The 15,760-nt window shown below is 33.3% G+C and carries 7 protein-coding genes and 1 pseudogene; 7 read left to right on the top strand and 1 reads right to left on the bottom strand.

Annotated elements, in window-relative coordinates; genetic code table 11:
* Positions 1–203: 203 nt before the first annotated feature.
* Positions 204–803: a ribonuclease HII gene (locus MYRA21_RS03545; protein ID WP_039328570.1), complete on the bottom strand. Its 600-nt coding sequence runs from the start codon at positions 801–803 to the stop codon at positions 204–206.
* Between the two features lie 407 nt (positions 804–1,210).
* On the opposite strand from MYRA21_RS03545, the gene MYRA21_RS03540 reads away from it, so the two are divergent.
* The 7 genes and pseudogenes from MYRA21_RS03540 to MYRA21_RS03515 all read left to right on the top strand — a co-directional run bounded on the left by MYRA21_RS03540 (position 1,211) and on the right by MYRA21_RS03515 (position 15,754).
* A complete protein-coding gene (locus tag MYRA21_RS03540; RefSeq protein WP_006266896.1) occupies positions 1,211–4,270 on the top strand; it encodes a SusC/RagA family TonB-linked outer membrane protein in 3,060 nt (1,019 codons plus the stop codon).
* 5 nt (positions 4,271–4,275) lie between these two features.
* Complete coding sequence (locus MYRA21_RS03535; RefSeq protein WP_006266897.1) at positions 4,276–5,694, top strand: RagB/SusD family nutrient uptake outer membrane protein; 1,419 nt, start codon at positions 4,276–4,278, stop codon at positions 5,692–5,694.
* Between the two features lie 400 nt (positions 5,695–6,094).
* A complete protein-coding gene (locus MYRA21_RS03530; RefSeq protein ID WP_039330392.1) occupies positions 6,095–9,298 on the top strand; it encodes a SusC/RagA family TonB-linked outer membrane protein in 3,204 nt (1,067 codons plus the stop codon).
* A gap of 16 nt (positions 9,299–9,314) precedes the next feature.
* Positions 9,315–10,817 (top strand): RagB/SusD family nutrient uptake outer membrane protein, encoded by a 1,503-nt coding sequence (locus tag MYRA21_RS03525; RefSeq protein ID WP_039330390.1) that lies wholly within the window; start codon positions 9,315–9,317, stop codon positions 10,815–10,817.
* A gap of 162 nt (positions 10,818–10,979) precedes the next feature.
* A pseudogene (locus tag MYRA21_RS19135) lies at positions 10,980–11,321 on the top strand (transposase); the annotation flags it as partial.
* Positions 11,319–12,305 (top strand): transposase, encoded by a 987-nt coding sequence (locus MYRA21_RS03520; protein WP_039330388.1) that lies wholly within the window; start codon positions 11,319–11,321, stop codon positions 12,303–12,305. The pseudogene MYRA21_RS19135 and the gene MYRA21_RS03520, both read left to right, overlap by 3 nt.
* 329 nt (positions 12,306–12,634) lie before the next feature.
* On the top strand, positions 12,635–15,754 hold the full coding sequence (locus tag MYRA21_RS03515; RefSeq protein ID WP_039328567.1) for a SusC/RagA family TonB-linked outer membrane protein: 3,120 nt from the start codon (positions 12,635–12,637) through the stop codon (positions 15,752–15,754).
* Positions 15,755–15,760: the final 6 nt, after the last annotated feature.

The raw sequence follows: 15,760 nt of genomic DNA, 5'->3' as shown, positions 1-15,760 counted from the left end.
GGTTATTTTTTTACCTGCTATTTTGGGAGTTATCGCATAGTGGTCGCATAGTTATGGGATAGTGGTTGCATGTTTTTGCCTATTTTTTATGCGACCATTATGCGATCAAAGTGCCATCATTATCCTATCATAGGAAATTAGATCAATAAAAAAAGCAGAAACTTATTGAGTTTCTGCTTGTATTTATAATTTGTATAAGGTTGTTATATGTCTAGTTTTAATTGATCAGGTAGAAGTTTAAAAGACATTCTATGGTACTTACAAGGGCCATATTTAGCAATAGCTTCCCTGTGTTCTTTAGTTGGGTATCCTTTGTTTTTCTTCCAATTGTACATTGGGAATTCCTCATGGATTTTATCCATATAATCATCTCGATACGTCTTCGCTAATATAGACGCTGCCGCTAAGCTTAGATATTTCATATCCCCTTTGACTATACACTGATGAGGTAAGTCTGGTATAGGAGTAAACTTATTACCATCTATGATAAGAAACTCTGGTCTAGGGTCTAAGTCAAGTACAGAAAGAGTCATTGCCTTAATAGAAGCATGTAAGATGTTTAGTTCTTCGATCACATTTTCGTGTAGATGTGTTACTTTATAAGTTAATGCTTGATCTTCTATGATATCTCGGAGTTTGTATCGTATCTTAGAGGTGATTTTTTTAGAATCGTTTATCTCTTCATTGACAAAGTCTAGTGGGAGTATAACAGCTGCAGCCGTTACAGGGCCAGCGATACATCCTCTACCAGCTTCGTCAGTACCAGCTTCTAAGCTAAACTCTGAGAAATTTTTTAATAACATCTGAAGTTTCGTTTTTAATTATCGCAAATGTAAATAATATAAGCCGGATAGTTATAGAGAATCTTATGATAAATTTTATAGTTCTTAGTTCAATGTTTTGTTAAAAAACGGTTAGTTTATTAGTGAATTATTTTGGGCTACAGGGTGTATTTACTAGTATGGAAGGTTTTAATTGTTAAAAAAAATAAGTCAATTTTGTTTTTTTTAGCAATGAGTTAAAAAAACAATTATTTTGATGTGCGTTGGTTGTTGTTTTATTTGATTTCTAATGTTTTTTATTTGTTAATATTTTGAATATTAAATAATGTATTGTGAATAAGTGTGGCTTGTATTGTTAATAATTGGTATTGAGGTTAGGTTATCTAATTACTTTTTTAGATTTGTGAACTAACTAATTCAATTTAATAATGATTTCTAAGTTAAGATGGACTTTAGCTCTGGTAGCAGGGCTAGCTGTGCAAACTTCTTTTGCACAAGAAAAGACTCTATCTGGAGTAGTATCAGAAGGAGGACTTCCATTACCAGGTGTAAGCGTGGTAATCAAGGGAACTAACGAAGGTACTCAAACAGATCTAGATGGAAACTACTCTCTTAAGGTAAAACCTGGAGATGTATTAGTATATTCTTTTATCGGAATGAACGATAAAGAATATAAAGTGTCTACAGCAAATAACTATAATGTTTCTTTAGAATCAGAAGATTCTGTTTTAGAAGAGGTTGTGGTGTTAGCTTACGGTCAGGTTAAAACTAAAAATGAAGTAACAGGTAATGCTGTAGCTATTAAAGGTGATGCTGTTTCAGCTACTCCTATGGCTTCTGCAGACCAAGCTTTACAAGGACGTGTAGCAGGTTTACAAATGTCTGCTTCATCTGGTTCTCCTGGAGCAAAACAAAATATTCGTATTCGTGGACGTAACTCTATGACTGCTACTAATGAGCCGTTATACGTTATCGATGGTGTACCTATGTATGATGGTGATTTCTCTGGAGGAAATCAAGGATCAGATTCACCTTCTACATCATTATCATTATTAGCAACGATTAACCCAGCAGATATTGAGTCTATGACTGTATTAAAAGATGCTGGTGCGACAGCAGTATATGGTGCTCGTGGTACAAATGGGGTAATCTTGATTACTACTAAAAGAGGTAAATCAGGAGCTACTAAATATAATTTAAGTGCACGTGTAGGATTCCAAAATAACGCTGTTAGAGGGCCTAAATTATTATCATCTAATCAAAAAGAAGAACTTTATTTAGATGGGTTATATAATACTTTCGGTGCTGAAAATGGATTTACTCGTGCAGAAGCTGGAGCTTGGGCATTAACACAGCCTAAACATGCTAATGCTGGTGGTTACAGTAATTGGATTGCTGCAGGTCGTCCTGATAATGATTGGGGTGAATATGTTAAGAATGCAGATGCGCCTTTAACTAGTATCAACTTCTCTGCTACAGGTGGTGGTGAGCGTAACAACTTCTACGCATCTATGTCACATGACAAAATGGAGAGTACTGTTATCGGATCTGATTTTAGACGTATCGGAGCTTCTTTAAGCTTTATGCAAAAATTAAGTGATAAAATCGAATTTAACACTAGTATTAAAGTTACAAATACTAAACAAAATGGTATTTCTGAAGGGGGATCATATTTCTCGAATCCTAACTATATTAAGTTAGTGATGAATCCATGGAACCCATTGTATAACGAAGATGGTAGTTACTATCTACCACCATCAGGATATCACAATGTTGTATATACTACAAAGCATAATCAAAATTTGAATGATGTTACTCGTGTAATTAATTCTAATTCTATTAGTTATGCTATTACGGATAACTTGAAGTTTACTTCTTCTATGGGTATTGATTATACATTAGCAGATTATTCTGAGTATAGAAACCCTATTCATGGTGATGGTAGAACTTATGATGGTACTGCTGCTAAATATGTTAGAAGAAACTTTAGTTATGTAGCTCAAAACGGATTAGACTATAGATTCTATTTAGGAGAGAACCATAAGTTCGATGCTAAAGTATTAGTAGAATATCAAAAATCTAAACGTAGTTTCTTACAAGGAACAGGACAGATTATCTTAGAAGGATTCAATTCTTTAGCTGCTGCGGCTGCTAATAGAGATGCTGGATATGATTTCTTAGATGATTCTAACTTAGGATATGTTGGTATCTTAAACTATAACTATCAAAATAGATTCTTAGTAGATGTAACAGGAAGACGTGAAGGTTCTTCTAAATTTACAGATAGAATAGGTTACTTCTATTCAGTTGGTGGTGCATGGAATATGCATATGGAAGAATGGATGCAAAATCAACAAACTATTTCGACATTACGTCTTAGAGGATCGTATGGTACGAATGGTAACTCTCAGATTAATCCTAATCAATATGTACGTCGTGCTGATATCGTATCTTATGATGGAGAGGCAGCACTTATTCCAACTCAGATTGGAGGACCTATTGGATGGGAGAAACAACAAAAAATGGACTTTGGTTTTACTTTAGGGTTGTTTAATGAGCGTATTACATTAGGAGCTGCTTATTTTGACAGTAAAACAAGTGACTTATTATACAATAGATCTCTTTCTAAAATGTCTGGTTTCACTAGCCAAATGATGAATATGGGAGCTATGAATAACCGTGGTATTGAAGTAGAGTTCAATGGGGAAGTTGTTAGATCTGATGATTTTAATGTTTCTGTTGGTTTTAACTTTGGTACAGTTCGTAATAGAATTACTGAGATGCCTGTTGTTGATGGAAAAGAATTAGAGGTTTATAAATCTTATAATGCTGATGTATCAGGACATGAAGTAGGAGAGTGGTATATGCCAACATGGGCTGGTGTTGACCCTGCTACAGGACAACCTATGTGGTTTGATAAAGACGGTAATGCTACTTCTGATTATTCTAAAGCAGAACATAGATTCCAAGGAGCGAGTGCTTTACCAAAATATACTGGAGGTGCTAACTTACACGTAGATTATAAAGGATTCTTCTTAGATGGTATGTTTACTTTCGCTGGAGGACATAAAGTATATGAGCAGTATGCATTTAAAACAGCTGGTACTACAAGTGCTTTAGTTTCTTCAAATGCGTCTGTAGAGATGTTAGATAGATGGCAAAAACCAGGTGATATTACTAACGTGCCAATCGTAGAGTATACTGCTACTGGAGGTAACAAGAGTTTCACAAGTCCATCTACTAGATTCTTACACGATGGAGATTATATTAGATTGCGTAATGTTACTTTAGGGTATAATTTCAACTCTGAATTTACAAGAGCTTTAAAAGTCGATGGTTTAAGTTTCTCAGTTATTGGAACGAATTTATGGACATGGGTTAAAGACAAAGGATTAAAATATGACCCAGAAGTAGATCCTTCAGGTTATGTTAGTGTAGCTACTCCGCCTGTAAAATCAGTAGTATTCTCTGTAAATGTTAAGTTTTAAAAGTTATGAAAAAAATTATATTTTCAATATTATCTGTAGTTCTTTTATCTGCTGGAATGACTAGTTGTTCAGATGATAGATTAGACGCTACATTAGAAGGTGCTCGAGATATCGAATCTAAGCCACTAGTATCTGCTACTGACTTAAGAGCGGCAGTATCTGGTGCATATTATAGAATGGTAAATTATAATTACTACGGACGTGATATGGTTATCTTCAGTGAAGTACGTGGAGATAATGCATATGCGGCGGCTGGTTTTTCTAACCGTTTTCAAAATGTATCTAGTTTTACTTTGACTCCTACTCATGCTTTTCCATCAGATACATGGAAGAAGATCTATGAGGTAATTAGTTCTGCTAACTTAGCTATAGGTTCTAATATTACAATAGGTGATAAAACTGATATTAATCAAGGAAAAGCTGAAGCTTTAGCAATAAGAGCATTAGCTCATTTTGATCTATTGCGTTTATTTGGACAACAAAATGTTGACAATGCTGGATTAGCAGGATTAGGTGTACCTTATATTACGCAGTTTGGCGAATTAGATGCTAAAAATTACAAAAGACTTTCTGTTAGAGAAGTTAGAGATCTTATTTATAGAGATTTAGATGAGGCTTTGACTTTAGTAGATAAGAATGCAACTAAGAAAACACGTTTCAATGCACAATCAATTAATGGTGTGAAATCAAGAGTAGCATTGTTTTTTGGAGCATTTGATAGTGCAGATTATAACATTGCAATGGAAAGTGCTGAGAAAGCATTGAGTTTAGGTGGTGCTGTTGTTCAAAGAAGTGCTTATGTTGCTTCATTTAGAGCTGAAGAACCACAAAGTAACTCTATACTAGAATTAGCACAAGATAATATCAATAATCAAGGTATTAATGGATTATCATATATCTATTCTTATTTAGGATATGGAGATGTTGTAGGGATAGAAGAGAACTTAAAAGCTCTTTTTACAGACAAAACAGATATCCGTTCATCTGAAGAGATGCAAGGTGTAAATATGGTGAAAGGTAAAGCTGAGTACTACCGTAACTTTGGTAAGTATACAGCTGTTAGCTCTAACATCAAGGTTATGCGTTATGAGGAGCTAATTTATAACTACGCTGAGGCTGCAGTTCGTTCAAAATCAAATGTTACAAGAGCTTTAGAATTAGTTAATAAGGTTGCTGAAGAAAGATATGAAGGTAACCCTAAAGCTAAATTTGCTTCTTTAACATTAGAGGTTGTATTAGCAGAGAGACGTAAAGAATTAGTATTTGAAGGATTCCGTTTTGACGATCAAATGCGTAATAAAGAAGATCTAGGTGTAACACCTCAATCTAAGGATGGGGTTAAATATGGTGATGCTAAGTTAGCATTCCCTATCCCTCGTAGTGAGATCAATGATAGTAAAATCGATCAAAATAAAGGTTACTAATTAATTTGGTCATCTGAAAAATAAGGAAAAGGCTTTCGCATATGCGAAAGCCTTTTTTGTTTAGAGGAATTCTCCTAACGTAGCGTAATAGGAAAAGACGCTGTTTTATTGTTTAAGTTTATTGTATTATTCATAGTGAATCGGAGAAATAGTTCATTTTAATTTTTGAAAACTTCGAATGTTAGAAGAATATAATAAATGTTTTTTTATGATAATATTTGTTAAATGGTTTTTGTTTATGTTTATTGGCTTGTTTTTATGATAATTGATTATTTATTATTTATTTTTTTAAAATATAAATAGATTTTTTCACTTCATTAATGTTTGTATTTCTTAAAATTAACTTAACTAATGTGGGATATTTTGTTAGATTTGTGAAACTAACTAATCAATGTTATTAATGAAGAAATCTAGACTTAATTGGTTTTATGCTAGTTTGCTTTTACTTTCAGTAAGCGCAGGTTATGCACAAGACAAGAAGCTTACGGGAGTTGTAAGCGAGGGAGGAATGCCTCTTCCAGGGGTTTCTGTTACAATCCAAGGTACTAACCATGGAACTCAAACAGATTTGGATGGTAATTATTCTTTAAATGTAAAACCTGGAGATGTATTAGTCTTTAGTTTTATTGGTATGCAAGACACTACTTATAAGGTAGGTAATGCAAATACTCACAATGTTAATCTATCTACAGATGATAATATCTTAGATGAGGTTATAGTTGTGGGGTATGGAACGGCAACTAAAGAGTCTTTTTCAGGTTCAGCATCTCAAATTAGTTCTGCTCAAATTGAGAAAAAAAGCGTTTCTAATGCTGTAGCTGCATTAGCTGGAGAAGCAGCAGGTGTTCGTATTATTAACCCAACAGGACAACCAGGAGCAGAGCCAACTGTACGTATTCGTGGTTTTGGTTCAGTTAATGGTAATCGTAGTCCATTGTATATTGTAGATGGTGTGCCTTATAGTGGTAGTATTAGTTCTATTAATCCAGCAGATATTGGTTCAATGACTGTTCTGAAGGATGCTACAGCAACAGCTATTTACGGTTCTCGTGGAGCTAATGGAGTGATCATAATAAATACAAAAACAGGAAAAGGATCTAAATCTTTTATAGAAGTTGAAGCAAAAACTGGTGTTAACTGGAGGGCTCTTCCTCAATACGATAAAATTGAATCTCCTGAAACGTATATTGAGTATGCTTATGAAGGTTTAAAGAATTATGGTAAAATAAAAGGTAATTTTTCTGATTCAGATGCTACGTTATGGGCAAATCAAAATTTGTTTAAAGGGGATTATGGTATAAGTGCTAATTTTAATATGTGGAATGTAGCAAATGGAGGAGAGCTTATCGATCCAACTACAGGAAAAGTACGTAATGGTGTTACAAGAAAATATAATCCTGAGAAATGGGAAGATTATGCATTTCAATCTTCTAGACGTATAGAGGGGAATTTAAATATGGGTGGGTCAAGTGACAAGACATCATATTATAGCTCTATAGGATATTTAAAAGATGAGGGGTATTCTGTGAAATCTGATTATGAAAGATTAACTGCTAGGTTAAACTTACAACATAAACCAAAAGAGTGGTTAGATGCTAAAATGAATATTGGCTATACACATTCACAAAGTAACAATAGTGGACAAGCTAGTGATTCAGGAAGTGTATTTTGGTTTACAGATAATATACCATCAATTTATCCATTGTTTTTAAGAGATGCTGAAGGTAATTTTGTTAAAGATGTATATGGTGGTAATCAGTATGATTATGGAACAGGACGTGGTTTTGGTGCTTTAACTAATTCTATTGGTGATGTTCATTATGGATTGAATCGAACTTTACGTGACGAAATGAATGCTAATGCCTCATTTATTGTAAAGTTATATGATGGATTAACATTTGAAACAACTATTGGAGGTCAATATTATAATAGTACAAATAATCAGAGAAGTGATAGGTATTATGGATCTGCCGCATCTATGAAAGGATCTATTTATAAAGTTAAGAGTGAGGTTTTTTCATATAACTGGACCAAGATGTTAAGGTATAAAAAATCTTTTGGTAATCATGGAATTGAAGCTTTAGCAGCTCATGAAAATTATTCTTGGGAATATAGATACAATACTATGAATAAAAGTGATTTAGCCGATCCTCATAGTACAGAATTGAATAATGCTGGTACTCCAATTAATTCGACAGGTTATATTAGTGATTATACTCTAGAGAGTTATTTTGGACAAGTAAATTATGATTATGCAAATAAGTATTACTTAACAGGATCTATTAGACGTGATGGGTCTTCTAGATTTAAGGATGATAAATGGGGTACATTTGCATCTATTGGTGCTTCATGGGTTGCATCGAAAGAAGATTTTATGTTAAACCAAGATCTAGTGAGCTATTTAAAGCTTAAGGCTAGTTATGGTACAACAGGTGATCAAGCAGTAGGAAGTTACTATCCAGGAAATAATTTATGGCAAGTAGATACTTATGGTGGTAGTTTAGCTATTTATGAGACTAGTATTGGTAATACTTCTTTAACATGGGAAAAATCTAAAATGTTCCAAGTTGGTGCTGAGTTCAGTTTAAAACAGTTTTTAGATGTTAATATTGACTATTATATTAAGAATACTGATGATATGATCTTTACTAGAGCTATTGGACCTTCTGCGGGATATGCATCAATGACAGTGAATGATGGTAAATTAATGAATAGAGGTTTAGAGTTTAATGTAACAGGACATTTATTAAAAACAAAAGATGCTTATATTGATTTATCAATTAATGGTGAGTATTTGAAAAATGAATTAAAAAGAATGCCTATTGATCCATCTACAGGAAGAGAAAAAGTATTAGATGTAAACGGAATCTATGGCCGCTCTAAAGGTTATTCTTTAGGAGATTTCTATATGAGAGAATGGGCTGGTGTAAATTCAGAAACAGGGCAGGCACAATGGTATACTTATAGTTATGTTGATGGCGCTGGACAAAAACAATATGTTAGTTCTTTAACAGACTTTTTAGCTGATAATCCTGATATGGAAGGAAAACTAACGAAAGAAACTACTACTTCGTATGCAAGAGGAACTTTACAACATATTGGAAAATCTGCTATACCTAAACTTAGAGGAGGTATTAACTTAAGTGCAGGATATAAGGGATGGGATTTTAGTGTTCAAATGCTTTATAGTTTAGGCGGTTATGCTTATGATAGTGCTTATGCAAATTTAATGGGGAATGGCAAAATAGGAGGTAATAACTGGCATAATGATATCGCTAATCGTTGGCAAAAACCAGGCGATATAACAGATGTGCCTAGATTATCTAGCAACGCTGATACTAATGTGAACAGTACGTCAACTAGATTCTTAACAAAAAGTGATTATCTAGCAATAAATAATATGAGACTTGGTTATTCTTTACCAAAAGAGTATGTTAAACAACTTGGGCTATCTGATTTAAGTTTCTTTGTTTCTGGAGATAATCTATTCTTATTTACAAAACGTGATGGTTTTAATCCAGCAGCTTCAGAGTTTGGTTCATCGTCTATGTATCAATATCCTCCACTAACAACTTTTACAGGTGGTGTTAAGGTTAAGTTTTAAAAAAAAAATGAAGAAAATGAAGACAAAAATAATGGTATTTTTAGGAGCAAGTTTACTTTTAGGAGCTTGTTCTAAGGATTTTTTAGAGACATCAAGTACTGCAGAGATTTCTAAATCTGATATTGATAAAATTTCTGAATTATCTCCTCATTTAGGAGAAGCTACCTTAAATGGATTATATGCTTATAATGTTCGTGCAGGTGGAGGTGGAACAACAGGACATGATGATTATGGACAAAAAGGTTATGATGTCTATACGGATATATTAAGTGGTGATATGAATCAAAATAAAAACACTTATGGATGGTATAGTCGTATAGCGGACTTTAGTGGGATATTAAACTATGCTGATGAAAGTAATTATAAAGGATGGCGTTTTTATTATTATATGATTCGTGGGACTAATAATATAATAGTAAGTTATAATGGGAAAACGGAATTAACTAACAATGAGAAAAAAGTATTAGCTGAATCAAAGGCTCTTAGAGCTTATATGTATTATAATTTAATGACGATGTATACTAAGGGGTATGAGGCAAATGAAAAAATATTACCAGTTTATACAGACCCGTCATTAGCAAATAAACCAGCTAAGAAAACGCAAGAAGTATTTGAATTAATGATTTCTGATTTAAAGGAATCTCTTAAGTTGTATGAAGAAATAAACTATACCAGAGGGCCGAATATAAATTATTATGTTGCAAAAGGTTTTTTAGCATATATTTATGCTGCTAAAGGTACCACAGATGCTTTACAGGAGGCTGCTACTTTGACAGAGTCTATTCTTAATGAGGGTGGATATCCTTTGGCAACTAAATCAAGTTTAGTTGGAGGGTTTAACAAGGCTGTAAGTAATCCTAATTGGATGTGGTCGGCTGTTTTAACTTTAGATAATAAGTTGAATTTGATTTCTTGGTATGGACAGGTAGATGTGTTTACCTATAGTTATGCTGCATTAGGTGATACAAAAGGAATGGCTTTTGAATTATATCAACAAATCCCAGAAGGAGATGTAAGAAGAGACCAATTTGTGGTAGATGTAGTTAAAGATGCGAATGGTAAAACAAGAAGTTATGGAACAAAAGCTGTTGTAGCTGCTAATAAATTTTACTCAGCAAAAGGGAAAATTCTTGAAGGACAACGTTATATAGAGTCTGATTATGTGTTTATGCGTATAGAAGAAATGCATTTGTTGAATGCTGAGGTTAATTCAAGGCTAGGTAATGATGCTAAAGCTAAAGAAATATTGAAAAATATGTTATCCATACGTCTTAATGATACTTCGTATATTGATAATTTATCTGGAAAGACCTTATTAGATGAGATTTTGTTACAGACTCGTATAGAACTTTGGGGGGAAGGTAAAGCTTATGCAGCTATTAAGAGAAATAAAGGAACGTTTAAATATGCATCTAATCATCTGAGTAATCCTAATGGGAAATTTCAGTATGATGATGAACGCATGACTTTTAAAGTACCTCAAGCTGAATTATTAAACAATACTGTTTATAATGACTAGTTGTTAGTCCTAAATATAAAGAAAGGGAGTTTACTCAAGCAGTAGGCTCCTTTTTTTTTATACTATTTGAGAAGAATTTGTGTTAAGAGTTGGAAAGTAAGCAGAAGTTTTGGATCAACGTTAAAGGTTGGGGAGGAAAGTGTAAAATAATATCTTTGCCTTATGATGGATAGCCAAGAAATACTAAAACTAATCTTACCTACTTACTTAGTAGAACACTTCAATATTACCAAAATAGAAGAATTAGAAACAAAACTACATATCTACTTTGAAGAGAAGAATGATTACGCAAATCAATGTACAGAAAGACAGCTTATTTCTAAAGGTTTCTATAGTATGATTACTATTGAAGACTTCCCATTACGAGGTAAATCAGTTAAACTACATGTTCAACGTCGTCGTTGGACAGATAAACAAACAGGAGAAATTATATCACGTGATTGGAATATCATCGCAGAAGGAACACGAATGACTACAGAGTTTTCGGAGTTCTTAAAAAAATTGGCCGATACTAAAGTACTTAGCTGTAAGGTTATTGGTGAATTATTTGGGGTTAAAGGAGAGAAGTTTCAACGCCAATACAAACATAAAACTAGTGGTTTCAAACAATGGGATCAACAAGAACATGCACAAGACTGGCTACTCTACCCAGAAAATATAACTAATCAGTTGTCCATAGACGAAGTATGTTTATCTATGGGAGAGTTATATACTATACTGACTTCTAAAGCCAGTAAAGGTCAGGAAAAAACTATTGTTGCGATAGTTAAAGGAACAAAATCAGATACTGTAATTAAGCATCTATCTAAACTACCTAAAAAGCTTAGAGATAAAGTAACTGAGATTACTTTAGATATGGCAGGGGCTATGAAACAGATAGCTAAGAAGTGCTTTCCTAAAGCTGTACAGGTAATCGATCGTTTTCATGTACAAAAGCTTGTAAGCGAAGCTGTACAAGATATTAGAATAAAATATCGATGGGCTGAACTTGACGCTGAGAACACTGCTATTTTAAAGGCTAAGGAACAAGGCACTATATATAATCCTGAAATACTTACTAATGGAGATACTAAGAAGCAACTTTTAGTTCGCTCACGTTCTCTACTTTATAAAAACCAAATTAATTGGACATCTGATCAACAAGAAAGAGCTAAAATACTATTTGAATTATACCCAGAGATTAAACAAGCCTATCTATTAGCTAATAACCTTAGACAGATATATAATCTACAAATAGATAAAGAAATAGCCATGACTAAGCTAGCTCATTGGTTTAATGATATTGAAAAAGCTTCACTCAAACACTTTAGTACTGTTTTAAAGACTTTTAATGTACACTATAACGAAATCATCAATTACTTTATTAATAGAAGTACAAATGCTTCTGCGGAATCATTTAATGCCAAAATTAAATTCTTCCGTATGATGTATAGAGGTGTTAGAGATAAGAAGTTTTTCCTTTTTAGATTAACCAAACTTTTTGCGTAGTCCCCAACTTTTGTCACTGATCCGAAGTTTTAGTCAACCTATACAAGATACTTCTTATTTGTACTCCTCCTTTAAACATGACGTGATCGAATTAGACGCTGTGTCAAAATTGTATCGATCTTAGTTTGTTTATTAATAAATTTAATAGTTTTTTGTTTTTTAATTTTATTATATATGTGTTTTTTTGTTTTGTTTTTTAATAATAATGTTTGATTTAGTTTTTATTTATAAGGTTAGTTTAATGTTTGATTTTTTAAAAAACTTAAAATAAACTTAATGAGTTTAAAATATTTTGTTAGATTTGTCATACTAACTAATCAATAATTAAAATGAAATCAAAGTTTAAATGGATCTTAGTGGGGTCTCTTGCTTTTTTAGTGCAAGTAGGTTTTGCTCAGGAAAAGACTTTTAATGGGATTGTAAGTGAAGGTGGACTTCCTCTTCCAGGTGTTTCCGTTACGATTTCTGGTACTTCAGAAGGTACTCAGACTGACCTTGACGGAAAGTATTCGTTAAAAGTTAAAAAGGGAGATGTCATTATTTTCTCTTTTGTAGGAATGAAAGACATTAAACACACTGTAGGTGGTGAAGCTGTTTACAATGTGACTATGGCAAGCGATGAAGAAATGCTTGACGAAGTAGTAGTAACAGCTTTAGGTATTAAGCGTGATAAGAAAAAGTTAGGTTATTCTTCACAAGAAGTTAAAGGAGATAACTTATCTGGATCAGGTCAGACAAATGCTGTTAATGCACTTTCAGGAAACGTTGCTGGTCTTCAAGTAACTGCTCCTTCTTCAATGGGAGGTTCTGCACGTATCGTATTACGTGGTGTTAAATCTGTAACAGGTAACAACCAGCCTCTTATTGTAGTAGATGGTGTGCCATTAGATAACAGTAACTTCTCTGATACAAATATGCAACGTGGAGCTGGAGGTCGTGACTATGGTGATACTTCTGCAGATATTAATCCAGATGATATTGAATCTGTAACAGTATTAAAAGGAGGTCCTGCTTCTGCTCTTTATGGAAATAGAGGGGGTAATGGTGTTATTATCTATACTACTAAGTCGGCTAAAAATGGACGTACTGACATCGAGTTTAATGCTGGTATCACTTTTGAAAGTATAAATATTATGCCTAAACTTCAAACCCAATATGGGGGAGGTTCTACTACTAAATTTAGAACTCAAGAAATAGGAGGTAAGGTTTATAATATTGCGCAATATAATGTAGATGAAAGCTGGGGGCCTAAGTTCGATGGTACAATGTATTTACCATGGCATGCATATGATCCTGAATTTGCTAATGATTATATGAAAGAGATTCCTTGGGAGAAATCAAAGAATGATGTGAAATCTTTCTTTGATACAGGAGTTACACATAATCAATCTTTTGCTATTGGTAGATCTTTTAAAGATAGTAATGTTAGAATGTCTTTTAGTAACAATGTTACGGAAGGTGTGGTTCCAAATTCAAAACTTCAGCGTAATAATTTATCTATAAGTGCATCTACACAATTAACAGATAAATTAAAAGCAGAAACTAACTTTAATTATGTATATACTAAAGGATTTAACCGTCCTGAAGTTGGTTATGGTGATAACTCTGTGGCACAAAAGTTCTTTCAATGGGGACAACGTCAATTAGATTTTAAAAAATTACAAGACTATAAATTAGCGAATGGAGATCAACGTTCTTGGAACAGAACAGCTTGGAATAATGGAACACCTGCGTATTCTGATAACCCTTATTGGGTAATCAATGAGAACACATCTCAAGATGTTCGTAATAGAACGTATGGGAATGTGAAGTTAACATATAATTTTACTGATAAAATATATGCTGTAGGAACTGTATATGGTGATCGTTATAGTTTTACTGTTGAAGAAAGAGTGGCCGTAGGTTCACAAGCTACTTCTAAATATAGTATTATGAAACGTAATGTTTCTGAATATAACTATGAAGGACGTGTACATTATGATGATCACTTTGGAGATTTTGGACTTAACGCTTTTGTGGGAGTTAATAGAAGTGAAAAGCGTAGAGATTATGTTTATGGTACAACAGTTGGAGGTTTAGATTTACCTAATTTATATAATTTAGGAAATAGTGTATCTGATGCTAAAGCTTCAAATAATCAAACTCATTCACGTACAAATTCACTTTTTGGATCTGTTAGTTTAAACTATAAGGAGTATTTGTTTTTAGAAGCAACAACACGTACAGACTGGTTTTCGACTGTTAAAAAATCAGTTACATATCCATCTGTTACAGGAACATTTATCTTCTCTCAGTTAATGCCAGAGATTGATTGGTTATCATTTGGTAAAGTTCGTGTAGGATGGGCGCAAGTTGGAAATGATACAGATGCCTATAGAACAGAAGATTATTTTAATTTGAATGGACCTTTCTTAGGAGACCCTACTTATGCATTGAGCGCAACAGCAAATAATCCTGATTTGAAGCCAGAAATGATGACTACAAAAGAAATTGGATTAGAAGCTTCTTTCTTAAATAATAGAGTAGGATTTGAAGTTTCTTATTATCAGATTGAGACAAAAGATTTGATTACGCGTGTTCAGTATGATGCAGCAACGGGATTTGCTTATCGTTGGATGAATGCTGGAGATATGGAAAATAAGGGAATAGAAGCTACTTTAAATTTAGCTCCAATTCGTACAAATGATTTCTCTTGGGATATTTCTGTAAACTTTGCAAAGAATAAAAATAAATTAACAAGATTAGCAGAAGGAGTTCAATCTGTAGAAATTACAACCGCTCCATTTAATGTGTCATTACAAGGTAAAGTAGGTGAGACTTATGGTCAAATTTATGGAACAGATTATGTTTATGATGATAAAGGAAATAAAGTAATTGGTGATGATGGATTATATAAAGCAACTGGTGTTCAGGCTTTAGGTTCTTATTTACCAGATTACAATATGGGAATTAGAAATGGATTTAAATATAAAAACTTCAGTTTAGGTGTGCTATTAGATATCCAAAAAGGAGGTAAATATTATTCTACTACACATATGTTTGGAATGTATTCAGGTATGTTAGAAGAAACTGCTGAAAATGGTATCCGTGAAAAAGGTATTATTCTTGAAGGAGTTAAGGCTGATGGAAGTAAGAATGACCAAGTAGTAAGCGCTTCTAAGTGGGCTAAAGCTCACCAAACATCTGTTGATGCTCAGAATATCTTTAGTTCTGATTACATTAAATTACGAGAGGTATCTTTAGGTTATGATTTACCTTCTAAATGGATTGGACCATTTAAAGGAATTACTATTTCAGCTTATGGACGTAACTTGTTTACTTGGAACTTGGATTGGAAAGGAATGGATCCAGAGATGGCATCTTACGGAAGTGGTAATATTCAAGCTATTGAAGGAGCTTCATTACCATCTACAAGATCTTATGGTATGAATGTTAAATTTAAATTCTAGAAACTC

This window comes from Myroides sp. A21 (assembly GCF_000807225.1).
Taxonomy (GTDB): Bacteria; Bacteroidota; Bacteroidia; order Flavobacteriales; family Flavobacteriaceae; genus Flavobacterium; species Flavobacterium odoratimimum.
The sequence above is the reverse complement of the archived record's forward strand: the minus strand, read 5'-3'. Positions and strand labels throughout refer to the sequence as shown.

Excerpts from the sequence above, each read along its gene's own strand:
- MYRA21_RS03525 (WP_039330390.1), top strand. The coding sequence starts at position 9,315 with ATGAAGACAAAAATAATGGTATTTTTAGGAGCAAGTTTACTTTTAGGA.
- MYRA21_RS03545 (WP_039328570.1), bottom strand. The coding sequence starts at position 803 with ATGTTATTAAAAAATTTCTCAGAGTTTAGCTTAGAAGCTGGTACTGAC.
- MYRA21_RS03540 (WP_006266896.1), top strand. The coding sequence starts at position 1,211 with ATGATTTCTAAGTTAAGATGGACTTTAGCTCTGGTAGCAGGGCTAGCT.
- MYRA21_RS03515 (WP_039328567.1), top strand. The coding sequence starts at position 12,635 with ATGAAATCAAAGTTTAAATGGATCTTAGTGGGGTCTCTTGCTTTTTTA.
- MYRA21_RS03535 (WP_006266897.1), top strand. The coding sequence starts at position 4,276 with ATGAAAAAAATTATATTTTCAATATTATCTGTAGTTCTTTTATCTGCT.
- MYRA21_RS03530 (WP_039330392.1), top strand. The coding sequence starts at position 6,095 with ATGAAGAAATCTAGACTTAATTGGTTTTATGCTAGTTTGCTTTTACTT.